Origin of the sequence: Nitrosomonas europaea (genome assembly GCF_900167395.1) — a bacterium.
Lineage (GTDB): Bacteria > Pseudomonadota > Gammaproteobacteria > Burkholderiales > Nitrosomonadaceae > Nitrosomonas > Nitrosomonas europaea.
Window position 1 is genome coordinate 1 of the sequence record NZ_FUWK01000038.1, and the last position, 25,668, is coordinate 25,668.

The following is a 25,668-nucleotide window of genomic DNA, read 5'->3' on the forward strand; positions in this document are numbered from 1 at the left end:
ATCGGTCAACCCAGACAGATGACAGTGGTTCGTTTCCGAAAGATGCTCCCCAGTCTGGCTCCGGTAAATTCTTGAGTTCATCCAGTGAAAGGCTTGTGCCAGATCGGGAAACAGGGCCGTTACCACGCACAAAGTAATCATAAAGAGTAGAAGAATAGCCAAGCGTCAATTTGTGGTCGACAGCAAAGGTTGAGAAGCGAGTATCCAGGTAAATATATCCTCCATAATTTTCATGCTTTTCCCAAGGTGAGTTTGATATTCTGACGGGAATAAAGGTCCTGTCCACCTGCTGATTTAAAGATATTTGATTGACTCTCATCCGGGTATCCTGATAGAAAAAAGCACTTCTGAGGGTGAAATACTTACTCGGATCCCAGCGCAGGCTGGTATAGGCTTTATGGCTTTCTATATCATTGGATGTCCATTTGGGAGAGTAGCGTTTACTGGTATCGATAGAGACTCTTTCTACCATATCAAACCAAGGTTGTGTCGCTTCTTTGCTGTAGTCGTTATAGGTATATTTGATATCAGCATAGAGGGTATCAGTGAGATGTCCATCCAGCACAATGTTGGCAACTTTCTGGTTGACCGGCTCACCGATGGCAGTATCCCCTCCCTGATAGAGCAGATTAGCCCGATAACCGAAACGGCCTCGCTCATCGAATTTCCCGCCGATATCAGCATGGCCATAAAACTGGGTTCCACCGTAATTACCGAATGTTAGTCTCCTGAGTGGGATATTGGTAGAATTTTTGGTGACATAATTTACGGCTCCACCCACTCTGCCACCACCATAGAGAAAGCCTGAGGTCCCGCTGAGAATTTCAACTCGATCGATTTCGATGACAGATACGGCGGAGCCGTTCCCAAGAGCAAGGGGTATGCCATCATAAATAGGATTAAGTGTTTGAAAACCCCGTATGACGACGAAAGGTACACCGGTGAAGTTTTGGATGACCGGTTCCTGGGTCAAGGGGTTCATTTTGAAGATCTGGCCCATGTTCTGGGCATTGACGTTTTCGATCAGATCGGAAGGGACGACACTCATCGAATAGGGTGTGTCTCGCAGGCTACGTTCGCCCCAGAGACCAATCCCACTGATATTACTGACCCGATAGCCTTCTTCCGCTGTACCTTGTTTCAGGGAATCGGCACGCACAAGCATTTCAGGCAATTGCTGCGTACCTGCTGCTGCAGTTGTTTTGATCATGACAGTCGAACCATCCATCGTTGCCACCAGCCCACTTCCCGCCAATAAACGATCCAGTGCCTGACGAGGTGTCATATTGCCTGATAGGGCAGGCGCAGTTTTGCCGGTAACCAGGGCGGGTTGTACGATCAGCTCAAGTCGTGTTTGCTGAGCCCACTCGTTGAGTGCCTGCGCCAGAGACTGGCTGGGGATATTGATAGATACCTGCATAGCCCATACGGGGGAAAGCGCAGATTGGCTCCATGCAATTGGAGTTATTCCTGTCATCAGCAGTACGGCCAATGCCAATGGGATCGAGCGCGAAAACAAATACCACAGTACTTTATGCAACATTTTGATTTTTCTCCCTGAGATATGAATGAGAATATTTCTCATCAGGAGAAGACGCACAACGAGCACGAAACCCTAGCTCTCAGGAAAAAAATATTGCAACGATTTGTTATTGCGAGGAAATGATTTCTGTCATACCCGCGTTCTCGTGTAATCGAACGGGCAAGATCTGCGGTAATACTCGCGCGAAATTATCCAGATACCGTGGGTTGAAAGTTCCTGTCAAGCGCAAAGCTGCCACGGCCGGATCGCGAATCAGGAAACGGGAAGGCCCATAACGCTCGAACTCGGCAAGCACATGAGCAAGTGGTATGTCATGGAAGCTGACGCGGCCTTCCCGCCAGGGCGCGATACCAGCCACTGATACTGCGCCAACCGGTCCCAATACACCTTCTGCACTGGCTGTCACTTGCTGACCTGCAGTGAGCTCGACCGCATAGCTATCCTTCGATACGACATGAGACGATTCAGCTGCTTTGCCCTTGATTGCGACGTTTTCAGGGGTTCGATACGAGGAACTGCATCAGCATGAGACGATTCAGCTGCTTTGCCCTTGATTGCGACATTATGCAAAGCCACTCTGACTCGACCTTCCTCAACCGCCACTCGCACATCTTCTGCACCTGGCACATTCGGTGTATAGCGTACGGAAAAACTTGTCCCCACGACAGTAATGCGCAGAGGCCCGGCCAATACATCGAACGGGCGCTCGGAGTCGCTGCTGACCTGAAAAACGATATTGCCTTCCGGTAAGCGCACTTCACGCCGCTGCCGAAAATAGGTTATGTCAGCAGATGTCGCCGTATCGAGCCGCAACTGGCTGCCATCAGGCAATGTCGCGCTGATCTGCTGACCGCGCAAGGTATTCAGGCTCTGTATGAAAACGGGCTGTTGCTGCCAGTAGTCCCATCCCTGCCAACCTGCCAGGCTGATCATAAACACCGCAGTGACCATGGCTATTTTAGGCATCCAGTTCCAGCGAGTGTCATGTCTGCCTATAGCAGAACCGACCGAACGCTCGACGTGCACTTTCTCCATGGCTCGTTTGTCGTCAGCGAGGTTTTTGCGCAGGATATCAAGCCCATCTGCCGGTAAATCATCCAAAACATCCCATTCTGCCTGCCAGCGGGCGAATGCTGTTCTCCGGGCGGGATCACCTGCGAGCCACGTTTGAAAGCGCTCTTCTTCCTCAGTACTGAGTCCCGAGTGGCGGCATACCAGCCAGCTCAGTGCTTCACGATCGAGATGATCATCCGGTGAATCTGATATATTCGAGGGAATGGATTCGTTGTTCATAGCATGACTTCGGACCTACTGCCATAGATGCTGTAACGGGCTGTCACCCAAGCCAGCAGACAAGCAGATTCTTCCTGTCGATATCAATACTGGTTTTAATCACACCCGTTTTTTCTGCGTTGCAAGACAGGAGCCAGAGGTATCAGTATCTCCTTCCATTTGCATGCGACAACGTCGGATCACCTGCATGGCATGCTGGATATGCTGCTCAACCGCCTTACGCGAAATTCCCATATGTTCTGCTACTTCGGAATGGCTGAGTCCATCGAAACGATGCAGGATGAAAGCTTCACGACAACGCAATGGCAATGCATCGATAGTAGTCAGTACCGCTTGTAAAACCTGGGATGATGCAACCAGTGCATCCGGTTCACAGGCACGTTGTGCAGGAAAATTTTCCAGTGAGTGATTATCTGTGGTCCAGCCTTGTACCTGGCCACGGCGATAACGGTCGATGACCAGATTACGCGCAATACGATAGAGTAAAGCGCGTGATTCGGTTATATGCTGCCCGGCCTGCTGGAGAGCCAGTAAGCGCGTATGCTTCCTGCACGATGTCGGCAGCAGCATCATAATCCTGCATTACCCGTGCAAAGTATTTCAGTAGCTCATGATAGTAATGGGCCGCCATGGGTACCTTTTCCGTATTGTTGTTTTCCTGGAGAAACCGATTCCTTGCCAGAACCTGTTCAATATCCGGTATGGTTGGCTATGCAGGAGCAATGGCTGGCACGCGTCTGATTCAAGACAAATGTATTACAAAACAGTCAATTTTGTGGGGTATGGTCAGGCCGAGAATACCGTTTATTAACGGTACGTACGCTGACATAAATTTGATAGACGATTATCAACCAGGAATCCTGGAGCAGGTCTCATTTATCGTCGGGCTGGGATTGTGAATATAACTGCCGGTGCTTCGTGCAACAGAAGTATCGGCCATGTTCAACGATGCTTTCACTTTTTGGTAAATGCACATCACAATAGGCGCAACGAACCATATCCTCGATTACTTTCCGGGTGGTATCAGGTGGCTTTCTCTGTATTTGCCGGAATTGCTTAAAAAACCAAAAAATCAGGAAAACCAGCGTGATCAGTAGTATCCACTTGATTACCATATCCCTCCGCTTGCTGCATTTACCCGGAAAGAATCTGCGAAATGCGTCATATCATGACACACAGCGCAGTGCTATTTATTTTCATATTCCACTACGCGAAAAAACAGCTCATTCTTGCGTATCATTCCCAGCTCACTCCTCGCAAGCTCCTCGATCGCATCGAACCCTTTTTTCAGGTTATTGACTTCCGCTTCCAGAACAGTATTCCTGTTCTGAAGGCGCTGGTTGGCCTCCTGCAATGCAGCAATCTGTTCATGCATTTCCAGGATTGCCAGCCAGCTTCCCTTGCCGAACCACAACGGGTATTGCGCCAGCCCGATCAGGAGAACCAGCAGTCCGGCTACGATTTTCATGGCTTCAACTGGTAGAATGCCGATCTTCCGGCATATTGCGCCATCTCGCCCAGATCTTCCTCGATACGCAACAATTGATTGTACTTGGCCAGTCGATCCGAACGCGAGAGTGAACCTGTTTTGATCTGCAAGGCATTGGTGGCAACTGCTATGTCAGCAATGGTCGTATCCTCAGTTTCGCCGGAACGATGGGAAACTATGGCGGTATAGCCCGCACACTTTGCCATTTCGATTGCGTTCAGTGTCTCGGTAAGCGTACCAATCTGATTGATCTTGATCAGAATGGAATTGGCAATATTGCGACTGATACCCTCTTTAAGAATTCGGGTATTGGTGACAAACACATCATCACCAACCAGCTGAACTGTTTTACCCAGCCTTTCCGTCAACAGTCCCCAGCCCTCCCAATCTTGTTCACTCATGCCATCTTCGATACTGATGATCGGATATTTCTCCACCCAGGTGGCAAGATAATCTACAAACTGAGCCGAGGTAAGACCGAGTCCGTCTACATCGAGATGATATTTTCCCTCCCGGAAAAATTCGGAACTGGCGCAATCCACTCCGATCGCCACCTCGGAGCCGGGTTGATAACCTGCTTCATCTATGGCCTGCACGATCAGAGCCAGTGCCTCTTCGTTGCGAGCAAAGCTGGGAGCAAACCCGCCTTCATCACCCACTGTCGTGGGCAGATTTCTTTTGTTGAGCAACGTTCTGAGTGTGCTGAATACCTCTGCGCCACAACGCACGGCCTCACGCAGGTTTGGCAAGCCCAGCGGTATAATCATGAATTCCTGCATATCCAGACGGTTGTTTGCGTGCACGCCGCCATTAACCAGATTCATCATCGGTACAGGCAACCACTTGGCATTGATTCCTCCCAGATAGCGATAAAGGGGGAGACCGGATTCTTCTGCTGCTGCTTTGGCCACTGCAAGCGAAACGGCGAGTATGGCATTGGCACCCAGTCTGGATTTGTTTTCACTGCCGTCAAGCTCGATCAGGGTCTTATCAATGAAACACTGCTCCATGGCATCCAGCCCCATGATCGTTTCAGAAATTTCACCATTGACGCTTTCAACTGCCTTCAATACCCCTTTTCCATAGTAGCGCTGTGCATCTCCATCGCGCAGCTCAACGGCTTCGCGTGTGCCGACAGATGCGCCAGATGGCACTGAAGCGCGCCCAAGCACGCCCGATTCCAGCAATACATCGGCTTCTATGGTTGGGTTACCACGAGAGTCGATAATTTCACGGGCGATTACATCTACGATTGCACTCATGCTGCTTTCCTTGTGTTATTGGGGGTGATGGAAAAAAACTGTAAAACCTGCTGACTGACCGTACCGCTGCTCTATGATCACTTCACTTATCAGATACTTTTATTATGTACGCTTCACAGTTATCGAAAATTTCACAAAATAGCGAAATAACTGTGTTTATTTAACTCATCCTGCTTTTACCAGAGATGGGCTGTCTCATTCGATCGAGGAATAAAGCTGATCGGTTGATACTGACCCTCTGCCAGAAACGATATAGTTCACCTAAGAAACCTCTGAAAAACTACCTGCGTTGCCATTTCTGCGTTAAAAATAGGCTTAAAATGCTCATTTATTACGTATAAACTCCGCTTTTTCGCAGATTTTTGCCTTGAACTGACTGCCTCGTCGACATCTTTCAGAGGTTTCCTAAACATCTGCATAAAAACCATTCCTTTCGACAATCAGTTCGAGCTGTCTGTTGTAACACTTTCCTGTACATTGCGACTGTGCAACTTTGTACGATCGGACTGACCGGCAAAGCTGATAGCGGCCTGTATGTAGCTTTTGAAGAGAGGATGACCATTTCGGGGAGTGGAGGTAAACTCCGGATGGAATTGGCAAGCGACGAACCACGGATGTTCAGATTGAGGCAGCTCAATCATCTCACAGAGATCACCTTCAGCAGATAAACCGCTTATATGCATACCGGCCTGTTCCAGTTGAGGAATAAACTCGGCGTTGACTTCATAACGGTGCCGGTGGCGCTCGATGACCTTGTCCGCCCCATAGATTTTGTGTGCCAGGGTATGTGGTTTCAGCAAGCACTCCTGCCCTCCCAGCCGCATGGTTCCTCCCAGATCCGTCTGAGCGGAGCGTTTCTCGACACGACCGCAGCGATCACGCCATTCGGTAATCAGCCCCAATACCGGGTAAGGTGTATCCGGATCGAATTCCGTGCTGTGCGCGTTTTCAAGTTGCAGACGATTACGGGAAAATTCAATGACTGCGAGTTGCATCCCCAGGCATATACCGAGATAAGGAATCCGGTGGTTACGGGCATAACTGATTGCCATGATTTTGCCTTCCACCCCACGTTTGCCAAATCCCCCGGGTACCAGAATGGCATCCATGTTTGTCAGGCAGCCGGTTCCATGCTGCTCGATATTTTCTGAATCGATATAGTGGATATTGATTTTGCAGCGTGTGTGAATACCGGCATGGATCAATGCCTCTGACAGCGATTTGTAAGATTCCGTCAGATCGACATATTTCCCTACCAGTGCGATGGAAACTTCATGTTCGGGGTGTTCGAGCGCGTGAACCAGTTTTTTCCAGACTGTCAGATTAGCCGGCCTGGCCAGGATATCCAGCCTGTGGCACACGATTTCATCCAGCATTTGTTCATGTAACAACGCCGGGATTTTGTAGATATTGTCTACATCGATCGCAGAAATGACAGATTCTTCACGAACGTTGGTAAATAACGCGATTTTTCGCCGCTCTTCCAACGGAAGCGGACGATCGGAACGACAAAGCAGTACATCCGGCTGAATACCGATTTCACGAAGTTCCTTGACCGAATGTTGAGTAGGTTTGGTTTTCAGCTCGCCAGCCGAGCTGATGTAAGGCAACAGTGTCAAATGGATGAAACAGGTATCATGATGAGGAAGCTGGACTGACATTTGCCGGATTGCTTCCAGAAACGGCAAGGATTCGATATCACCCACCGTACCGCCGATTTCCACGATTGCAACTTGTGCATCGGAAACGCCATTACGGATGAACAGCTTGATTTCATCAGTAATATGCGGAATCACCTGTACAGTTCCCCCCAGATAATCCCCGCGACGCTCCTTGCGAATTACACTTTCATAAATCTGCCCGGTGGTGAAATTGTTTTGCCGGGTCATTTTGGTGCTGATGAAACGCTCATAATGACCCAGATCCAGGTCAGTTTCAGCACCATCGTCTGTTACGAACACTTCACCATGCTGAAATGGATTCATGGTCCCCGGATCGACATTGATATAAGGATCCAGTTTGAGTATGGTTACCCTGATGCCACGTGTTTCCAACAATGCTGCCAGAGAGGCCGCAGCAATCCCCTTACCCAGGGAAGATACTACGCCGCCAGTCACAAAGACAAATTTAGTCATGGGGGGCTATATTAACGTAATTGATATATCGAAACAATGTAGACATCGGCGTACTGGCAAAGAATGATCGCTTGGTGGCAGGTCAAGTTGTCTGCCGGCATAGAACGGATTAAACTAGAAAAATGGAGTGACTGTTGGGTTATCCACCCATCGATAAACTTACCCGGTCTGATTGGTTATTTTATGGAAGCGCGGTATCCGGCGAAACGACGCCCTAAATATCTGAATCTGCTGAAAATCAGGCAACCTCTCCCTGCTATCGTTTCCATCCTGCATCGCATCAGCGGTGTACTGCTTTTTCTTCCAGGAATCCCGTTATTCCTCTACGGGCTGCAAATGCTGCTGCAATCCCCTGAAACCTTCGCCAGCCTGCAGTCCAATCTGGCCCATCCGTTATGTAAACTGTTTTTGCTGCTGGCAACGTGGTTTTTTATACATCATCTGCTTGCCGGTATCCGTCATTTAATGCTCGACCTGCATTACGGCATGCAATTGGAGCAGGCTCGTCTGAGCAGCAAACTGGTACTGGTTTTCGGCGCAATTTTAACAGCACTGACAGGAATATGGTTATGGTAAAACCGGTTCATCGTGTCGTAACCGGAGCGCATTACGGTCTGAAAGACTGGTTGGTGCAGCGTATCACTGCTGTTCTGATGGCAGCCTATACCGGGTTGCTGATCATACTCATAACAGTTTATCAACCGGAAAGCCATGAAGAGTTCAAAGCATTATTCTCCATTCAGTGGATGAAAATTGCTTCGTTACTTTTTTTTGCCGGCTTATGTTGGCACGCTTGGGTAGGTGTACGTAATGTCCTGATGGATTATGTCCATCCGATGCCTGTCCGCCTGACACTGCAAATAACATGTATCGTTGCATTACTGGGTTACCTGATATGGTTCCTGGATATTCTGTGGGGCTGACGTGAAAGTTAAGCAAAGGAAATTTGATGTAGTCATCGTCGGTGCAGGCGGGGCAGGTATGCGTGCTGCACTGCAGTTGTCCGAAGCCGGGTTCAAGGTTGCCGTTCTATCCAAAGTATTTCCCACCCGCTCACATACCGTAGCGGCACAGGGAGGGATTGCAGCCTCGCTGGGTAATGTAACCGAAGATGACTGGCGCTGGCATATGTATGATACCGTCAAGGGTTCGGACTACCTTGGCGATCAGGATGCAATCGAATTCATGTGCCGCCATGCTGCTGAAGTCGTGTATGAACTGGAGCATTTCGGCATGCCATTCGACCGGCTGGAAAACGGCAAGATTTATCAACGTCCGTTTGGCGGGCAATCCCTGAATTTTGGCGGAGAGCAGGCCAGTCGTTCCTGCGCTGTCGCCGATCGTACCGGCCATGCGATGCTGCATACCCTGTATCAGCGTAATGTCAGTGCCAATACCCAGTTTTTTGTGGAATGGCTGGGACTCGACCTGATTCGTGATCATGAAGGTGAAGTACTGGGGATCACCGCCCTGGAAATGGAAACCGGTGAAATCATGATTCTGCAGGCGCGTGCAACACTATTGGCAACAGGCGGTGCCGGTCGTATTTTTGAAGCGAGTACCAACGCTTTCATCAATACGGGCGATGGCCTGGGTATGGTTGCGCGTGCAGGTATTCCGCTGGAAGACATGGAATTCTGGCAGTTTCATCCGACAGGCGTGTATGGTGCTGGCATACTCATCAGCGAAGCAGTGCGGGGAGAAGGAGGTTATCTGGTAAATGCTGAAGGCGAACGTTTCATGGAACGTTATGCACCCCATGCCAGAGATCTCGCCAGCCGTGATGTCGTCTCCCGTGCCTTGATCACGGAGATCAGGCAAGGGCGGGGATGCGGACCGAAAGAAGATCACCTGCTGCTGAAGCTGGATCATCTGAGTGCAGAAACGATTACGTCGAAACTGCCCGGCATCCGGGAAATCGCGCTCAAGTTTGCGCATGTCGATCCCCTCGTAGATCCCATTCCGGTTGTCCCGACTGCCCATTACATGATGGGTGGCATTCCTGCCAATTATCACGGGCAGGTGGTCGCGCCTTATAAGACCAGTCCTGATGAAGTCGTACCGGGGCTTTACGCCGTTGGAGAATGCGCCTGTGTCTCTGTGCATGGCGCCAATCGCCTTGGCACAAATTCACTGCTGGATATCGTCGTATTCGGACGTGCTGCCGGTAACCAGATCATCAAGGATCTGACCAGAAACAATCACCACAAACCACTGCCACCGGATGCAGCCGAACAGACGCTGACACGGCTTGACCGCCTGGAAACCCAGAAGGATGGAGAAAATGTTGCTGCAACCAGCGAAGCTTTACGTAAAACCATGCAGACACATTGCGGCGTCTTCCGCTTTCCGGATGTGCTGAAAGAAGGGGTGGAAAAAATTGGCGAAGTTGCTGAACGGGTCAGGCATACTGAAATTTGCGACAAAAGCAGAGTATTCAACACCGCTAGAGTCGAAGCGCTGGAACTGGACAATCTGATTGAAGTGGCAATCGCCACCATGATTGCAGCAGAAGCACGCCATGAAAGCCGGGGGGCACATACTCGCGACGATTTTCCCGAACGGGACGATCAGAAATGGCTCAGGCATTCCCTGTTTTTCAGCAAAGACCAGCGCCTGGATTACAAGCCCGTACGTCTGAAACCACTGACCGTGGAATCATTCCCTCCCAAAGCGAGAACCTATTGAGCAATCCGGTATCTGGCGCAGCTCTTGGATTTATCCATCGATGAAACGAAACTCTGATTTCTTATAAAACTTTATTTTTAAATGAAACTAACGGAAAACATGTCATTCCCTGTCCGATTGAAACAATCCTGCCTGGCAGGTGTTACCGCTTTATTTTTTCTGCTGCAAATCCCGTTCGCTCATGCTGATGCCGACAAGGATGCAGATTTTCTCAAGGCTGCTTTGACGGGGGATACCTCGGGAGTAGAGAACATGCTGAATGAAGGGATCCAAACGGATCTGCAGTCCCCTGAAGGTTTTACTGCTTTATCGGTAGCAGCACAAACCGGCCACAAGGAAGTCGTCAAGCTGCTGCTGAATCGAAAAGCTACCGTCGATCTGGCGAATGTCCAGGGGGGGACGCCTTTGCTGCTGGCCAGTAAAAACGGCCATCAGGAAATTGTCGATTTGCTGCTGGCAAAGGGAGCAAATCCGAACCTGCAGGATAAAAATGGACTGGCACCCCTCATGCTAGCTGCGGCTAAAGGTAATACCGGTATAGTCAGGTCATTGCTTGAACATCAGGCCCAGCCGGATCTGCAGAACAATGCCAAGGCCACAGCCTTACACATGGCAGCAACGAACGACTATGCTGATATCATCGATATGCTGCTGGCAAAAGGTGCCAGCGTCGATCTGCAGGATGCCAATGGTGCTTCTGCACTGATTCTGGCATCCCTGTCCGGCCATTTGTCGATCGTCCGGAAATTACTGGCACATGGCGCTCAGCCGGATCTGAAAGCCACCAACGATTTTACCGCACTGATTCTGTCAGCACAGAATGGCCAGAATCCGGTTATCGAAGTACTGCTGGAAAAAGGGGTTCACATCGATTTTCAAAACAAGGATGGGATGACTGCGCTCATGTCAGCAGTATTGAATGAAAATATCGATACAGTCAAATTGCTGCTGGAAAAAGGGGCTGACACCAAGCTCAAAAATACTAGTGGTAAAACCGCGCTGGATATTGCCAAGCTTCCTGCCATCATTGAATTACTCAAAGCCGCAAAAAGTTGAATTTGCAACTTTCCCGGAATCGAAAAGAAACCTGCTCCGGTTTCCGGGATCAGGTGAAATACCGGGAAATGACAAAATAAAAGCATCACCTACACTGGCGCCGCTGTCGAAACATTCAGCAAATCGTTTTCACAGTGGCGTGATTCTTTTTTCCGCGCGTAAAATGAAAAATATGGCGACATTCTATGCACCAGCCATTATTTTGAAGCTGAAGATGTACACATGAGTTTTGCCGATAAACCCATGGCGAAAAAAGTCGCCAGTAATCCCCTTCCTCCCAGAACCAGCCGATTATTGCGTGAAGCGGTTTCCCTGGTTCTGAGCGGAATAGCGCTGTATCTTGCACTGATTCTGATCAGCTTCGATCGTACCGATCCAGGCTGGTCGCATAGTGGAACGTTACGGCAGGTCAGCAATGCGGGAGGTAGTGCAGGAGCGTGGCTGGCAGATCTGATGCTGTATTTTTTCGGCATCTCAGCATGGTGGTGGGTCGTATTTTTCTTTGCAACCGTTTGGTGGGGCTATCGCCGCATCGATATTGCCAGCGTATTCGACCCGCGTGTACTCATGCTGTCTTTTACCGGGTTTATCACTTTGCTGGTGGCCAGCAGCGGAATCGAAGCACTGCGTTTTCATACACTGCGCATCTCACTTCCGCTTGCACCCGGTGGCCTGCTGGGTGAGATACTCAGCAAACAACTCTCCTCTCTGCTCGGTTTTACCGGCGCAACCTTGGCCATGGTCATTATTTTCGCCATCGGATTCAGCTTGTTCTCCGGATTATCCTGGGTACGTCTGTCTGAAAAAATCGGGGGGGGCATCGAGGAAATCTGTTTCGCTGTCAGGGATATATGCATGGGGTGGCTGAATCGTCGTAATAGCACATTACCATCCTCTGAACGGGAAGTTCGTATTGAAGAAATCGGAAAGCAACCTTTTCCACTGGTTCCGCTGCATATCGAAATGCCCGAAACCACCCCTCCCAGATCCACGCGCAGCAACAGAGAAAAACAGACACCACAGTTTTCCAATTCGCCTGACGGGATTATTCCCCCTCTTCATTTGCTGGATGAACCGCAGAATAATGTCGAAATGTTGTCCAGCGATACACTGGAATTTACTTCCCGGCTGATCGAACGCAAACTGCAGGAATTTGGAGTGGAAGTGAAGGTCGTGGCAGCCTATCCCGGACCCGTCATCACCCGTTATGAAATCGAGCCCGCGGTTGGCGTCAAAGGTAATCAGATCGTCAACCTGGTCAGGGATCTGGCCCGTGCTTTGACAGTCGCCAGTATCCGTGTAGTAGAAACGATACCGGGTAAAACGGTAATGGGGCTGGAAATTCCCAATCCGAATCGCCAGACTGTTCGCCTGCATGAAATTCTTGCATCCGGAGTGTATGCGAATCATCCCTCTCCCCTGACAATCGCGCTCGGCAAGGATATCAGCGGCCGCCCCGTAGTATCCGATCTTGCCAAAATGCCGCATGCCCTGGTTGCTGGCACGACCGGTTCCGGTAAGTCCGTGGCAATCAACGCCATCATCCTGAGCCTGGTCTATAAAGCATCTCCAGATAATGTTCGTCTGATTCTGATCGATCCGAAAATGCTGGAATTATCGGTCTATGATGGCATTCCCCATTTACTGACCCCCGTCGTCACCGACATGCGCGATGCCGCCAGTGCCCTCAACTGGTGCGTAGCGGAAATGGAGCGACGCTACAAGCTGATGTCGGCACTGGGTGTACGCAATCTGGCTGGCTATAATCAGAAAGTACGCGAAGCGGTAAAAAATGAAGAGCCCTTGACCAACCCGCTCAATCCAGTACCCGGCTCTCCCGAATTACTGGAGGAAATGCCGCTGATCGTAGTGGTGATCGATGAACTGGCCGATCTGATGATGATCGTGGGCAAGAAAGTCGAGAAACTGATTGCACGGCTTGCCCAGAAAGCGCGAGCTGCCGGTATTCATCTGCTGCTTGCCACACAACGTCCGTCGGTGGACGTGATTACCGGACTGATCAAAGCCAATATTCCGACACGGATCGCCTTCCAGGTTTCCAGCAAGATCGATTCACGTACAATTCTCGATCAGATGGGTGCGGAAGCCCTGCTTGGTCAGGGTGACATGCTGTATCTCCCGCCTGGCAGCGGCTATCCCCAGCGTGTACATGGTGCATTCGTGGCGGATCACGAAGTTCATAAAGTGGTGGAATATCTCAAACAGCATGGTGAAGCACATTACATCGAGGAAATACTTCAGGCGGGTGAAGAAGGCGCCCTGTCTGATGAAAATGGTGGCGAATCCGGCAAACCTGCTGGCGGAGAATCAGATCCACTCTATGACGAAGCAGTCAGCATTGTGATCAAATCCCGCCGTGCTTCGATTTCGCTGGTACAGCGCCAGTTGCGCATCGGCTATAACCGTGCTGCCCGGCTGATCGAAGAAATGGAACGCGCCGGCCTCGTTTCCAGCATGCAAAGCAATGGCAACCGGGAAGTATTGACTCCCGACCGGAACGAATGAACCGTATCCGGCTTTATGCCGCTCGTACCCGATCAATCAACTCAATCAGATAATTCATCATGACCCGTTTACTGTTCGTTCTCGTGTTGTCAGTCTGCCTGTTACCTGTACCGGTCAAGGCAAGTGCCGTTAAAAGTCTTAAAACCTTTGTCAATAAGGCACTGACTTTCCAGGCCAATTTTTCCCAAACGTTGCTGGATAAGAACTTCCAGGTTATCAGAAAAGCCAGTGGCAGCATGATGTTCGAACGCCCTGGCAAATTCCGCTGGACATACGATCAGCCTTATCAACAGCTGATCGTCGGCGATGGTAAACAGGTATGGTTTTATGATCAGGATCTTGCTCAGGTCACGGTACATCGGCTCGATCAGGCTTTGGGCAGCACTCCGGCAGCGCTGCTCGCAGGGGGCAATACCATTGAACGCGACTTTAACCTGCAGGAAATCGACGTACAGGGAGAAACAGAATGGCTGGAAGCGATTCCCAAGAATCAGGAAAACTCGTTTGAGCTGATCCGGCTGGGATTTTCAAAAACAGGCATTTTACGTGAGATGGTTTTGCGCGACAGCTTCGATCAGGTAACGTGGCTGATTTTTTCCGAAATCGAACAAAACCCGACACTCACACCCGATCTGTTCCAGTTTACGCCACCGGAAGGAGTGGATGTGATTCGTGACTGATTCTCCTCATACGATCCGGAATCCGGCTGCTCCGCTGGCAGAACGTTTACGCCCGCGGACGCTGGATGATGTCGTCGGCCAATCTCACCTGCTGGGCCCGGGCAAACCTTTACGGCTGGCCTTCGAGTCCGGCAAACCCCATTCCATGATTCTCTGGGGGCCGCCGGGCAGTGGCAAGACCACACTGGCACGGCTCATGGCACATGCATTCGATGCCGAATTCATCGCTATTTCCGCCGTATTGTCGGGCGTGAAGGATATCCGGGAAGCAATCGAGCGTGCCCAGATTACACTGCAGCGCACGGGCAGGGCGACACTGCTGTTCGTAGATGAAGTCCACCGTTTCAACAAGGCACAACAGGATGCCTTTCTGCCTCATGTGGAACAGGGATTGATCACCTTTATTGGCGCCACTACCGAAAATCCTTCATTTGAAGTCAACGGTGCGCTGCTGTCCCGCGCTCAGGTATATGCACTGAAAGCCCTGACTGATCAGGAGCTGCATCAGTTGTTCGAGCGTGCTCGCAGCATTGCGATGCTGGATTTGGAATTTGAAAATACTGCCATTGAATTACTGATCGGATTTGCAGACGGAGATGCACGTCGCCTGCTGAATCTGCTGGAACAGGTGCAAAATGCTGCCGAAACCGAAGAAATCATAAAGATCGATGCCGATTATTTGAGCAGAGTGCTGGCACGTAACGTGCGCCGGTTTGACAAAGGTGGCGATGCCTTTTATGACCAGATTTCAGCTCTGCACAAATCCATTCGCGGCTCTTCTCCCGATGCAGCTCTTTACTGGCTGTGCCGCATGCTCGATGGCGGCGCCGACCCACGTTACATTGGCAGAAGACTGGTTCGCACCGCTACTGAGGATATCGGGCTGGCCGATCCACGTGCACTGACACTCGCGCTGAATGCCTGTGAGGTATTTGAACGGCTGGGCAGCCCTGAAGGCGAACTGGCACTGGCCCAAGCTACGCTTTATCTGGCCTGCGCACCGAAAAGCAATGCTGCCTATGTTGCCTACAAACAGGCACGAGCCTTCATAAAGGAAGATATCTCCCGTCCGGTCCCTATCCATCTGCGCAATGCACCCACCAGACTGATGCGCGAAATGGGGCATGGTGCCGCTTATCGTTACGCGCATGACGAATCGGAATCCTACGCTGCCGGGGAAAATTATTTTCCGGATAACATCCTTGCCGTTCAGTTCTACCGACCTACCACCCACGGCCTGGAAGCCAAAATAGGGGAGAAACTTGCCTATTTACGCTCACTTGACGAGAAAACAGGAAAAAAACGGAACTGACACAACAGTATTTCCAGAAGATCTGTAGTAAACCTATTTGTTCAATCCCTGATGATGGTGAGAGTGAAAATATGACGTGCCTCTTTTCATAAATTATAAAATAGCTCCATTTTTTGATCAGCTTGACCACAAATGATTTTTAGCTCATGGCAATTTATTCTTGTTTTTTTGCCGTTTTCTTTTTTCGTCTATTTCTGGCTTAATTACAAGCGCTTGGTTATTGCCGGAAAAGTCTGGTTAGTTGTTGCGAGCCTGTTTTTCTATGCTTATTGGAATATTAAGTATTTACCTTTAATTCTGGTATCGATTTTTCTAAATTTTGCGATCGGGACAGGTCTTGCTCAAGCGCATGAGCAATCTCTACATCGGGAGCAAAAAATACGCCATAGGATCAATAGGAAAGTTGTGCTTGCTACGGGAATAACTGCCAACCTCCTATTACTTGGGTATTACAAATATACTGATTTCTTGCTTGGTAACGTTAATTTAATTTTTGGAACAGATTTAGAGCTGCCACAAATCACTCTTCCTTTAGCGATTAGCTTCTTTACATTTACGCAAATTGTTTATTTGGTAGATAGTTATAAAGGTGAGACAGCCGAGTATGATTTGCTGAATTACTCACTATTTGTAACCTTTTTCCCACATCTTATCGCCGGGCCAATTGTCCATCACCGGCAAATCATGCCGCAATTTTCTTCACAGTGGACTTTAATACGTAGATATTCGAATATTTTGAAAGGTTTATTCATTTTTTCAATTGGACTTTTCAAAAAGGTTGTTATTGCAGATAGCTTTGCTATCTGGGCGACTGCAGGGTTTGATGGTGGTCAGCCACTCGATTTTTTTACTGCATGGGCAACGAGCTTATCCTACACTTTCCAGCTTTATTTTGATTTTAGCGGGTATTGTGACATGGCGATTGGCGCCTCGTTACTATTCAATATATGGCTGCCGATAAACTTTAATTCTCCTTATAAAGCCTTAGATATACAGGATTTCTGGCGACGTTGGCATATTACACTCAGTAATTTTCTTCGAGATTATCTATATATTCCTTTGGGTGGAAATCGATGCGGGAAATATCGCACTTATCTTAATATTTTCATTACATTCGTTCTGGGAGGTTTATGGCACGGTGCGACCTGGATGTTTGTAATATGGGGTGCTATGCATGGTTGTGCTCTTGTTATTCATCGATTCTGGAAACTACTTAAATATCCATTACATTCCGCTCTGGCGTGGATTTTGACTTTTACATTTGTAAATGTTGCTTGGGTATTTTTTCGTGCCAAGACTTTAGATGATGCATTTCGTGTACTGCGTGGAATGGTTGATTTTTCTTCCGTGTTAGGCCATACCGCAGTTGTAATTCCAGTAGCAGACTTGGCTTGGGGAGGTTGGTTATCTGACATTTTATTGAAGTTTATGCCCGCAAGCTTTATCGGACAATTTCCCATTTATCTGGCAATCTTCGCCACATTCATGCTGATTCCTCAAAAGAATTCGGTGGAAATGGTGAGCGAAACCATTGGAATGAGGGAGCTTGCTTTTAGTATTGTTCTTTCTGTAACAGCGATGTACTTCATGCTGGCCGCGACTAGCTCGGTATTTCTTTACTTCAATTTTTGATTGTACGGATCGTGAAACGTAATACATTTATTTTTTTGTCTGTAGTTTTATTAAGTCTTCTGGCTGTTCCCGCAACCAACATTTTTACTGCCCCAAGTCGCGAAACCATCAAATGGGGAGAGAAATCCTTCCTGTATAACATGGATTTCATATCAAGATGGGCAGCACTACTTCTTTATCCGGTTGGTATAAGTACAGATTCAAATCAAGTAATAATTGGTCGCGATGATTGGCTTTTCTTGGGAGATCTATATGAAGAAACTCGAACAATAGATCGCCGTCCTCCATCTGCAGCAGACTATGTTTCCGGTCAGGAAATCGGAAGCGCTATAGAATCTTGGAACAGATATCTTTCGAGTAAAGGGGTAAAACTTTTTAGAATTATGATCGGCCCCAATAAAGGGACTATTTATCCTGAGAATTTGCCAATTTGGGCCAAGCCATCCATACCTAATGCTACTGATGCCTTACTTGTCGGAGCAAATACAATTCATTATGTTGACTTTAGAAGTATTTTATTGAAGAGCAAAGCAAGCCACTCCGTGGCTTTATATTATAAGACGGATACACACTGGAATGCTTTGGGGGCAGGAATTGCTTTTCAGGCCTTTGCGCAGCAGGTGGGTAAGGTTGTTCCAGAGATTCAATGGCCGCCACAAAAAATCTATAAACTCAATCGAGTTGATTCTCGTGTTGGAGGCGATTTGGCAAATTTTCTCAGGCTTACAACTTATCTTCCTGATTTAGAGCCTGTAACTTACATATCAAGTTTAGCAGTGGAAACTACGCAATTGGACTATGACACTGGGTTTATACTTCGACAAGGAGGAAACCCCCAAGTTAATGCCCCAAATAAGCCGCTTCTGGTTCAATCTTGTGGTGCTCTTAATCAGAAAAAGGTACTTTGGCTAAGAGATTCTTTTGGTACTGTAATGTCGCCTTTTATGGCTGCAACATTTAGTGAAGTACTTCAATTGCATTGGGCTGAAGCGATGAAGCCGGGTGGAAAGTTTGTCCAGTTAGTCGAGGAATGGGAGCCAGACTATGTTTTTTTTACAGTGGTTGAACGTGCCTCAAGAAGTCCGTGGTTTGCCTCGTACCCTCCTCCAGTTCTTGTTCCGTTAGGAAGTAAATTTAAACCAATTCAGACTACGACAGCTGTTGGATTAAATCATTTATTACAGGGTACAACGACTAATGAGTTCCAGATTATTGGAAATGACCCTTTCTTTGATTTTACGGTATCAGAAATAATTAAGCCTAAAGAGGTAGATTATCTCAGTATTAGTTTGAGCTGTGCTGATGGGTCACAATCAGTGCCCTTACAGCTTTTCTGGCTGGTTGATAAGCAACCTTATTTTGATGAGGAACATAGTGCAAGGTTTTTATTTCGGACTGGAGAAAATTTAATTGATCTTCACACACTGCCAAAATGGGATTCTGCCAAGTCCATCACCAGAGTTCGAGTTGATATTGATACTCAGGACTCTTGTGTTCATTTTAAACTGGGCAACCCGATTTTTGGGGTGGAATGAGTTAATGATCAAAGGGGATGTGACACCTACTGAAGCATACCATCCACCAAATGTAATACCCGATCTGCACGGCTGGCCAGTTGAGTATCGTGGGTAACGATTACCAGCCCCGCATTGGCCTCGTGATTGAGTTCCAGCATGAGATCGAATACCGCTTCGGCAGTATGCCGGTCGAGATTACCGGTCGGCTCGTCGGCTAGTACACAGGCTGGCCGGGTCACCAGTGCGCGCGCAACCGCAGCCCGCTGACGTTCACCTCCGGATAATTCACCGGGAGTATGCGTAAGCCGGTGCCCCAGGCCCACCCGTTGCAGCATGGCAGCTGCCTGTTCCATTGCGGCTTTTTTATTCATACGGCGAATGAACAGCGGCATAGCAACATTTTCCTGGGCACTGAATTCAGGCAACAAATGATGAAACTGGTAGACGAAACCCAATGCATGATTGCGCAATGAGCCACGCTCCGCTTCACTAATGGTGGACAACTCCCTGTCCAGCAGCGTAACTTCCCCGCGCGTCGGCTTATCCAGTCCCCCCAGCACATGCAGCAATGTACTCTTGCCCGAACCGGAAGCACCGACAATCGCGACCATTTCACCTTCATTCACTTGCAGATCGATACCGTGCAGCACCGGAACTTCGAGATTACCCTGGAAATAACTCTTATACAGATCCCGACAGGCAATGATGATTTTACTCATAGCGTAATGCCTCGGCCGGATTGACTTTCGACGCACGGTAGCTGGGATAGAGTGTGGCCAGCAATGTCAGAATCAGAGACACGACCGCAACCGTCACAATATCGGCCAATTGCGGATCGGAAGGAATCTTGCTGATGTAGTAAACCTCCTGCGACAAAAACTGGGTACTGAGCAGATGCTCGATGAATGCAATGACATCACCGACGTTATAGGCCAGCAGCACACCGCCCAGCAACCCCAGCAGCGTCCCCAGTATGCCGATCAATGCCCCCTGTATGATAAAAATTTTCATGATGCTGCCGGAACTTGCCCCCAGCGTGCGCAAAATCGCGATATCCGACTGTTTATCGGTCACTGCCATCACCAGTGTGGAAACGATGTTGAATGCTGCAACCGCGATGATCAATGCAAGAATCAGCGAAAGCATGCGTTTCTCGATCTGGATAGCCCGAAAATAGTTAGCGTGCTGCTGTGTCCAGTCGGTGAAATACAGGTCAGCAGGCAATACCCTGGCCAGATCCTGGATCACCTGCGGTGCTTTGAACATATCGTGCAATTTGAGCCGGATGCCGGAAACCTGATTGGGCGCCATGCGGTAAAGTTTTTGTGCATCTGCCAGATGGATCAACGCCAGCCCGGAGTCGTATTCAAAGTGCCCGACATCGAAAATACCCGTGACCGTAAATTGCTTCAGACGAGGCAGTATTCCGGCCGGTGTAATCTGTCCCTGCGGGGAAATCAGCACGATTTTGTTACCTGGAAATGCATTCAGATTGCGTGCCAGTTCCTGGCCGATGATGATGCCGAATTCTCCCGGTGCGAGTCGATCCAGACTGCCTTCCACCATTTTTCCGGCAAAATCAGCTACTCTGTTTTCATCTGCCGGCAAAATACCCCGCACCATTACCCCGCGCACCATATTGTCGTGTGAAAGCATCCCCTGGGCATCGATGTAAGGAGCAGCTGCCGCAATCTGCGGATTCTGGATGGCCGCTTCCCTGATCTGCTCCCAATCGTACAGACTCCCCTGATAACTGCTGATCTGTGCATGTGAAGCCACGCCGAGAATGCGTGCACGCACTTCCTTGTGGAAACCATTCATGACCGACATGACCGTAATCAGCGCCGTCATGCCCAACGTCATCCCCAGCAGCGAAATCAGCGAAATAAAGGAAATAAAATGATTGCGACGCTTGGCGCGCGTGTAACGCAACCCGATCAGGAACTCATAACTGGCCACGAAAAAACATCTCCCCGGAATAGAGCAAAGGATGGAGTATGCCACATCTTCCGGACTGGTTTATGCCATTGACCGGAGCAGATATGCCTGATACATATCTGCCGTTATCTGGGTTCTGGTACGTTGCTGATAATCAGCTGCGACTGCCCCGACGTCGTGACCATAGCAGCATCACACTGCCTAACCCGATCAGCAGACTGCTGACGGGCTCGGGAATAGCTCTGGCTCCAGGATCTCCAGATGCTCCTGCCCCTTCTCCTGCTTCTTCATAATCCCGGCCACCGACTTCTTCAGCGGGAATCGGCGGCTGGAAGGGATCATTCAGTTCTTTACCGGGAGGAGCATCAAAATATTCCGGCGGAATTCCCTTATCGGGTGGATTGCCTGCAGGACCGGCCGCCTTATCATTATCAGGATCATCTCCATCGGGCTTACCGCCGCGATCTGGATCACTTTTATCTTCGTCAGCACGGGTCTCTTCCCGATCCGGGTTTGCACCAGTATTCATGCCAGGAGCATTGTTAGCAGGGTCTTTATCAGTATTGTCATCTTTACCTCTCGCGCCATTACCGCCCCCACCACCTCCTCCACCAAGACCGCCTATACTATTACCCCTTGCACCGTTTCCATTTCCATCCGCATACGAACGACCGGTATTTCCTGGAGTTGAACCTGCCGGACGGTTAACAGTACCGCTGCCCGAGCCGGTATGAATAGGATTATTGCCGTTGCGACCATGACTACCTGTAATCTTTTCACTGTCTCCAGCGCTATGGGTAGCATTACCGTAACCACCCTCGCCGGATTGATCTTCATATTCGTAGACGGAATCTTCACTGGTAAAAAGGATGCTATCGCCATCGACAGAAAAATCACCAATGCCGCCATGGATGCCGGCAATTTTTACACTGTCTTCAACACTCGACATATTCCTGCCGTGACCACCAGTGATGACGCTGCCCGCAGAACCAGCGCGGGTATGAACCCGGCCGTCATCGACAACTCGATTCTCCATGAACATTTTCTGTCCGAGGACCAGTGCGGCAGTCAGAAACATTCCTGCATACACTATTCTGGTTGTCGTTTTCTTCATGTCAGAGCTTCCGTAAAAATATAATGAGCGAAGATAAACACGAATGGAGCATTTTCGTGTCAATGTCGTGCCTGGATTTACCTTTGCTGCCATCTCGGCAATATGGAAAAGCCATTAACTCCCCATTAGTTAAGCAACTCTTATGCCACTACCTATATCCATATGATTTGTAACGAATAACAATCAGACGATATCTATCAATACAGGCATTCTGTAAAAGAAGCTGACAATGATTCAGGCAGATTCAAATTGCTGATTTGAAACAATTGGCGCCGATATATGCGTTATGTGATAAGCGTGACTGAAACAAGCCGCCGCAAGATTAGTTTCCTCAATCAATGTTTGCAGCTCGGCTAAACACATCTGAATGTCAGATATTTAATTGCGGCATGATCTGGGTATTTTCGGTAGATAGTCCCAAACCAATTTCTGAAGAACCCAGAGTACAAACAGGCGAAACCAGATGAATCAGCCTGAATACAGGTTTATAGATAGTGTAAAAAAATCAGAAATCCAGAAATCTGGAAGGTAACTTCATTGATAATGCAAAATTTATCCGAATAGATAATTTTATAAAATCTCAACGGTGGTTATCATAGACTGGTCTTTATCTGTCGACAGGACAATACCCAAACCGCTTCGTATTATTCTGAGAGGAGTGGGGCAGGTATTCTTTTGCTGTAATGCAGTAACCGGCCTGATTTTTTTAATGGCCCTGTATATTGGAGGAGTGACTGCCGGGCTGGCTGCAACTGCAGGTGTCTTCAGCAGTACGATTGCTGCTCATTTGCTCGGATTTCCGGAAAAGGATATTGATGCGGGGCTGTATGGTTTCAACGGAACGCTGGTAGGCCCCTGCCTGTTTCTGTTCCTGGAAAACTCCCCTCAGCTCTGGTTATATGTCGTACTTGCCTCGATATTGTCAACTATCGTACTGGCAGCATTGATGAGAATCCTGCAACCCTGCGACATTCCTGCCTCAACTGCGCCATTCATCCTGACCTGCTGGATGTTCATGGCAGCAGTGTATGCTTTTGACAGCTTTTCACGGGGACCACTTTTGCCGACAGCTGGTATTCCGGTAGAAGCTGCGAATATTTCCATGATACCGGTAGAAATAGGGTATATGGCTGCTGCCAAAGGAATCAGTGAAGTCATGTTTGCGGACAGTGTTGTCGTGGGCATCCTGTTTCTGGCCGGTATCGCCATCCATTCGTTGCGGGGCGCAGCTATGGCATTGGCTGGTGCTATTGTCGGTATCGTGATACCCGTTCTTCTGGGCATGGACAAAAGTCTTATTGAAATGGGACTATATGCGTTCAATCCTGTACTGGCTATGATGGCAGTAGGGTGGGCGTTTCTCAAACCTTCCGGCAGAAGTATGGGACTGGCTTTTCTGGCAGGTATTTTTACGGTCATATGTCAGGCCGGCCTGACTGGTTTTCTGACACCACTCGGCCTGCCTGTACTTACTTTTCCTTTCGTACTGGTAATGTGGGTATTTCTGCTCGCTGCAAGCAGATCAAAATATTGGGAATATCTCAATCAGGGAAAGTGAGGAGTTACACTTCAAAAATAATCCGGCTGAGCCTGTAACTCCCTTTACTAGACAGGATGTCCGACCAGTCCATCATATTAAATACTCAAGCAACATCCTTCCGCAATTATTGATGATATTACTTGAGTATTAGTACGCTTAAGCTGATCAAAATTTCAGTTTCAAACCAGCACTTAACCAACGCGGCGCATTTCCACGTGCACCGTCGGCTCCGCGATGGGTAATCTTCTGCTCGTTGAAGATGTTATCTGCGCGAAAGTACATATCAGCCCACCTACTTAGCGGATATGAGGCTACCAAGTCTACAACGAACAACCCTTGGGTTTTGAGATAGGTATTGTCCACACCCGGTCGACGAGCGCTGCTAGTCGTATAGGAGCCATCAATATAGCTCAACACAGCAAAAGTATTCCAGTCACCATGTCCTGTACTACCTTCCACGCCTAATTGAAATGAAGCAACATGTTTAGGGGTATATTCAATAACATCTCCTGCACGAACGCCTGTCGGCAAATCGGAGCCGCCAGTGTATTTTCCATCAGTATAGGTATAGGAAAAACGTACCGGTACGATTATGGAGTTACCGCGATACAAATCACCGGTTCCACTAAATTCAACCCCATAAACTTCCTTCGATCCGGTCTGTTGAGTACTACCATCAACAATTGGTGCTCCTCCCGGAACTGGACTGGAACAAGGATTAGCGAAAAGGCATTGACGCAGAGTGTTCTTGAAGTCAGTGTAGAAACCAATCGCATCCGCAGAAAATCTGTTGTTGCGGAACCTTACACCCGCTTCATAGTTTGTACTTGTCTCCCCTTTTGTACCTTTGCCCACACCGTTACCGGGAGGGGCAAACCCCTGGTGAACGCCAGTCAGTGCCGTCCATTGCTGATTGATAGCATAATTCACCCCTAAACCTACCCTGGTATTGTTGAGGCTATTGCTCATCCGTGAATCGATCTGTGCTTGTGTTGCATTATCAGCAATATTTGCCTTGCTATCGATGCGTTCATGGCGAAGAACTGGAAAAAACATTAAGTTACCTAACGAAATTTTGTCTCCAATCCAGAAAGACAGCGCATTCAGTTTGCCTTCTGTCGGCACCGCACTGTCAGTTCGCTGATGAACCAGGCTGCCGTTCACTTGCTGGTAAAAAGCGTTCGATAATCCTTTTACGGCATTTTCCGGTGTTTCCTCGCTATAGCGTACTCCACTGAGAAGCTGATGTTCTAACGGCCCTGTTTTGAAACGATTATGTGATTGTATTTGTACGCCCTTAACGGTAAATCTCTGATCATTATTTCCATAGCGTACACCGTTGGCATGCGTGGTATTCCGTGTTCCATGCAGAATGCCACGCAGTAAGTCTGCATTAGCACCATTATTATTAATAATATCGCTAATACCACCGAGATTGATCCCGTTGATTTGGTTCAGGCGATTATAGTAACGATATGTTTCTGTCCAATAAACGGCTGTATCCAGCGAATGATTTTCATTGAAGCCAAATTGATGCCGTATGCTCGCTGAGCGACGGCCACGGTTCATACGCTCCAACTCGCTGAGTCCATAGCGACGGTTTTGGTCTTCTCTAAAATCTGCATCAGTCAATCCAAGGTAGCTAACTGTTTAGTCCCACTTTGTGATGGTATGGATTGATGATAAAACGTTCAGGTTCGTTTTGCCAGCATTTGATGATGTATTCGTAAGGTGTGAGTCCTCGTAAGGTTTTGAGTCGCCTGGCGAAGTTGTAGGCATTCAGGAAGCTGTAAAGATGCTCTCGCAACTGTTGATGATTTTCATAATGATAGCGTTTGACGGTTGCTTCCTTGAGGGTGCGGTTCATGCGTTCGACTTGACCATTGGTCCAGGGGTGATTTGGCTGGGTCAGGCGATGTTCCGTACCATTTTCCAGGCAGACA

At 48.7% G+C, this 25,668-nt stretch carries 23 protein-coding genes; 10 read left to right on the top strand and 13 right to left on the bottom strand.

The genetic code is table 11. The features are described 5' to 3' along the window. From B5D58_RS10790 to B5D58_RS10825, 8 genes are all read right to left on the bottom strand, one after another. Positions 1-1,543: TonB-dependent siderophore receptor (locus tag B5D58_RS10790; RefSeq protein WP_234989067.1), on the bottom strand; the 1,543-nt coding region annotated here is incomplete at its 3' end. 106 nt (positions 1,544-1,649) lie between these two features. Next, positions 1,650-1,949, bottom strand: coding sequence for a FecR family protein (locus B5D58_RS10795; protein WP_041356630.1), 300 nt, complete (start codon positions 1,947-1,949; stop codon positions 1,650-1,652). Next, positions 1,946-2,836 (bottom strand): FecR family protein, encoded by an 891-nt coding sequence (locus tag B5D58_RS10800; RefSeq protein WP_050731244.1) that lies wholly within the window; start codon positions 2,834-2,836, stop codon positions 1,946-1,948. Before B5D58_RS10800 ends, B5D58_RS10795 begins: the two co-directional genes overlap by 4 nt. A gap of 99 nt (positions 2,837-2,935) precedes the next feature. Continuing rightward, a complete protein-coding gene (locus tag B5D58_RS10805) occupies positions 2,936-3,406 on the bottom strand; it encodes an RNA polymerase sigma factor (RefSeq protein ID WP_234989068.1) in 471 nt (156 codons plus the stop codon). A 302-nt stretch (positions 3,407-3,708) separates the two neighbouring features. Beyond that, positions 3,709-3,951 carry a PP0621 family protein gene (locus tag B5D58_RS14325; protein WP_011111647.1) on the bottom strand — a complete coding sequence of 81 codons (243 nt, stop codon included), beginning with the start codon at positions 3,949-3,951 and terminating at the stop codon, positions 3,709-3,711. A gap of 71 nt (positions 3,952-4,022) precedes the next feature. Then, positions 4,023-4,304, bottom strand: a complete 282-nt coding sequence (gene ftsB, locus B5D58_RS10810) for a cell division protein FtsB (protein WP_011111648.1) — start codon at positions 4,302-4,304, stop codon at positions 4,023-4,025. Continuing rightward, complete coding sequence (gene eno / locus B5D58_RS10815; protein WP_011111649.1) at positions 4,301-5,587, bottom strand: phosphopyruvate hydratase; 1,287 nt, start codon at positions 5,585-5,587, stop codon at positions 4,301-4,303. Before eno ends, ftsB begins: the two co-directional genes overlap by 4 nt. A gap of 440 nt (positions 5,588-6,027) precedes the next feature. Then, positions 6,028-7,722, bottom strand: a complete 1,695-nt coding sequence (locus B5D58_RS10825; RefSeq protein WP_011111650.1) for a CTP synthase — start codon at positions 7,720-7,722, stop codon at positions 6,028-6,030. Between the two features lie 183 nt (positions 7,723-7,905). On the opposite strand from B5D58_RS10825, the gene sdhC reads away from it, so the two are divergent. The 9 genes from sdhC (at position 7,906) to B5D58_RS10875 (ending at position 19,151) form a co-directional block, all read left to right on the top strand. Beyond that, positions 7,906-8,298 (top strand): succinate dehydrogenase, cytochrome b556 subunit, encoded by a 393-nt coding sequence (gene sdhC / locus B5D58_RS10830; protein WP_011111651.1) that lies wholly within the window; start codon positions 7,906-7,908, stop codon positions 8,296-8,298. After that, a complete protein-coding gene (sdhD, locus tag B5D58_RS10835) occupies positions 8,292-8,645 on the top strand; it encodes a succinate dehydrogenase, hydrophobic membrane anchor protein (RefSeq protein ID WP_011111652.1) in 354 nt (117 codons plus the stop codon). Before sdhC ends, sdhD begins: the two co-directional genes overlap by 7 nt. A gap of 1 nt (position 8,646) precedes the next feature. Beyond that, on the top strand, positions 8,647-10,410 hold the full coding sequence (gene sdhA / locus B5D58_RS10840) for a succinate dehydrogenase flavoprotein subunit (protein ID WP_011111653.1): 1,764 nt from the start codon (positions 8,647-8,649) through the stop codon (positions 10,408-10,410). Between the two features lie 99 nt (positions 10,411-10,509). After that, positions 10,510-11,466, top strand: coding sequence for an ankyrin repeat domain-containing protein (locus B5D58_RS10845; RefSeq protein WP_234989069.1), 957 nt, complete (start codon positions 10,510-10,512; stop codon positions 11,464-11,466). Positions 11,467-11,688: 222 nt separating this feature from the next. Continuing rightward, on the top strand, positions 11,689-13,992 hold the full coding sequence (locus B5D58_RS10855; RefSeq protein ID WP_011111656.1) for a DNA translocase FtsK: 2,304 nt from the start codon (positions 11,689-11,691) through the stop codon (positions 13,990-13,992). 59 nt (positions 13,993-14,051) lie between these two features. Then, entirely contained in the window at positions 14,052-14,672 is a 621-nt protein-coding gene (gene lolA, locus B5D58_RS10860; protein WP_011111657.1) for an outer membrane lipoprotein periplasmic chaperone LolA, read from the top strand. Next, the gene (locus tag B5D58_RS10865) at positions 14,665-15,984 is read left to right on the top strand and encodes a replication-associated recombination protein A (protein WP_011111658.1); all 1,320 of its coding nucleotides are present in this window, start codon (positions 14,665-14,667) and stop codon (positions 15,982-15,984) included. The genes lolA and B5D58_RS10865 overlap by 8 nt, the downstream gene beginning before the upstream one ends. 132 nt (positions 15,985-16,116) lie before the next feature. Next, positions 16,117-17,616, top strand: coding sequence for an MBOAT family O-acyltransferase (locus B5D58_RS10870; protein WP_011111659.1), 1,500 nt, complete (start codon positions 16,117-16,119; stop codon positions 17,614-17,616). Positions 17,617-17,627: 11 nt separating this feature from the next. Beyond that, positions 17,628-19,151, top strand: a complete 1,524-nt coding sequence (locus B5D58_RS10875) for an alginate O-acetyltransferase AlgX-related protein (RefSeq protein WP_143023765.1) — start codon at positions 17,628-17,630, stop codon at positions 19,149-19,151. 26 nt (positions 19,152-19,177) lie between these two features. Here the strand turns inward: B5D58_RS10875 and lolD are convergent, their stop codons facing one another. The 3 genes from lolD to B5D58_RS10890 all read right to left on the bottom strand — a co-directional run bounded on the left by lolD (position 19,178) and on the right by B5D58_RS10890 (position 22,185). Beyond that, on the bottom strand, positions 19,178-19,852 hold the full coding sequence (gene lolD / locus B5D58_RS10880) for a lipoprotein-releasing ABC transporter ATP-binding protein LolD (protein ID WP_011111661.1): 675 nt from the start codon (positions 19,850-19,852) through the stop codon (positions 19,178-19,180). Then, positions 19,845-21,092 (bottom strand): lipoprotein-releasing ABC transporter permease subunit, encoded by a 1,248-nt coding sequence (locus tag B5D58_RS10885; protein WP_011111662.1) that lies wholly within the window; start codon positions 21,090-21,092, stop codon positions 19,845-19,847. The genes lolD and B5D58_RS10885 overlap by 8 nt, the downstream gene beginning before the upstream one ends. 133 nt (positions 21,093-21,225) lie before the next feature. Next, positions 21,226-22,185 (bottom strand): PEP-CTERM sorting domain-containing protein, encoded by a 960-nt coding sequence (locus B5D58_RS10890; protein WP_041356639.1) that lies wholly within the window; start codon positions 22,183-22,185, stop codon positions 21,226-21,228. Positions 22,186-22,771: 586 nt separating this feature from the next. Between B5D58_RS10890 and yut the strand changes: the two genes are divergently transcribed. Beyond that, entirely contained in the window at positions 22,772-23,743 is a 972-nt protein-coding gene (yut, locus tag B5D58_RS10895) for an urea transporter (RefSeq protein ID WP_011111664.1), read from the top strand. 147 nt (positions 23,744-23,890) lie between these two features. Here yut and B5D58_RS10900 read toward each other — a convergent pair whose 3' ends face one another. Both B5D58_RS10900 and B5D58_RS10905 read right to left on the bottom strand, forming a co-directional pair. Continuing rightward, positions 23,891-25,357 (bottom strand): TonB-dependent receptor domain-containing protein, encoded by a 1,467-nt coding sequence (locus tag B5D58_RS10900; protein ID WP_143023766.1) that lies wholly within the window; start codon positions 25,355-25,357, stop codon positions 23,891-23,893. Positions 25,358-25,367: 10 nt separating this feature from the next. Further along, positions 25,368-25,668, bottom strand: a 301-nt coding sequence (locus tag B5D58_RS10905) for an integrase core domain-containing protein (protein ID WP_143779578.1), incomplete at its 5' end; no start/stop codon positions are given.

Excerpts from the sequence above, each read along its gene's own strand:
- lolD (WP_011111661.1), bottom strand. The coding sequence starts at position 19,852 with ATGAGTAAAATCATCATTGCCTGTCGGGATCTGTATAAGAGTTATTTC.
- B5D58_RS10870 (WP_011111659.1), top strand. The coding sequence starts at position 16,117 with ATGATTTTTAGCTCATGGCAATTTATTCTTGTTTTTTTGCCGTTTTCT.
- eno (WP_011111649.1), bottom strand. The coding sequence starts at position 5,587 with ATGAGTGCAATCGTAGATGTAATCGCCCGTGAAATTATCGACTCTCGT.
- B5D58_RS10845 (WP_234989069.1), top strand. The coding sequence starts at position 10,510 with ATGTCATTCCCTGTCCGATTGAAACAATCCTGCCTGGCAGGTGTTACC.
- B5D58_RS10890 (WP_041356639.1), bottom strand. The coding sequence starts at position 22,185 with ATGAAGAAAACGACAACCAGAATAGTGTATGCAGGAATGTTTCTGACT.
- B5D58_RS10855 (WP_011111656.1), top strand. The coding sequence starts at position 11,689 with ATGAGTTTTGCCGATAAACCCATGGCGAAAAAAGTCGCCAGTAATCCC.
- B5D58_RS10825 (WP_011111650.1), bottom strand. The coding sequence starts at position 7,722 with ATGACTAAATTTGTCTTTGTGACTGGCGGCGTAGTATCTTCCCTGGGT.
- B5D58_RS10805 (WP_234989068.1), bottom strand. The coding sequence starts at position 3,406 with ATGCTGCTGCCGACATCGTGCAGGAAGCATACGCGCTTACTGGCTCTC.
- lolA (WP_011111657.1), top strand. The coding sequence starts at position 14,052 with ATGACCCGTTTACTGTTCGTTCTCGTGTTGTCAGTCTGCCTGTTACCT.
- B5D58_RS14325 (WP_011111647.1), bottom strand. The coding sequence starts at position 3,951 with ATGGTAATCAAGTGGATACTACTGATCACGCTGGTTTTCCTGATTTTT.
- ftsB (WP_011111648.1), bottom strand. The coding sequence starts at position 4,304 with ATGAAAATCGTAGCCGGACTGCTGGTTCTCCTGATCGGGCTGGCGCAA.
- sdhD (WP_011111652.1), top strand. The coding sequence starts at position 8,292 with ATGGTAAAACCGGTTCATCGTGTCGTAACCGGAGCGCATTACGGTCTG.
- sdhC (WP_011111651.1), top strand. The coding sequence starts at position 7,906 with ATGGAAGCGCGGTATCCGGCGAAACGACGCCCTAAATATCTGAATCTG.
- B5D58_RS10800 (WP_050731244.1), bottom strand. The coding sequence starts at position 2,836 with ATGAACAACGAATCCATTCCCTCGAATATATCAGATTCACCGGATGAT.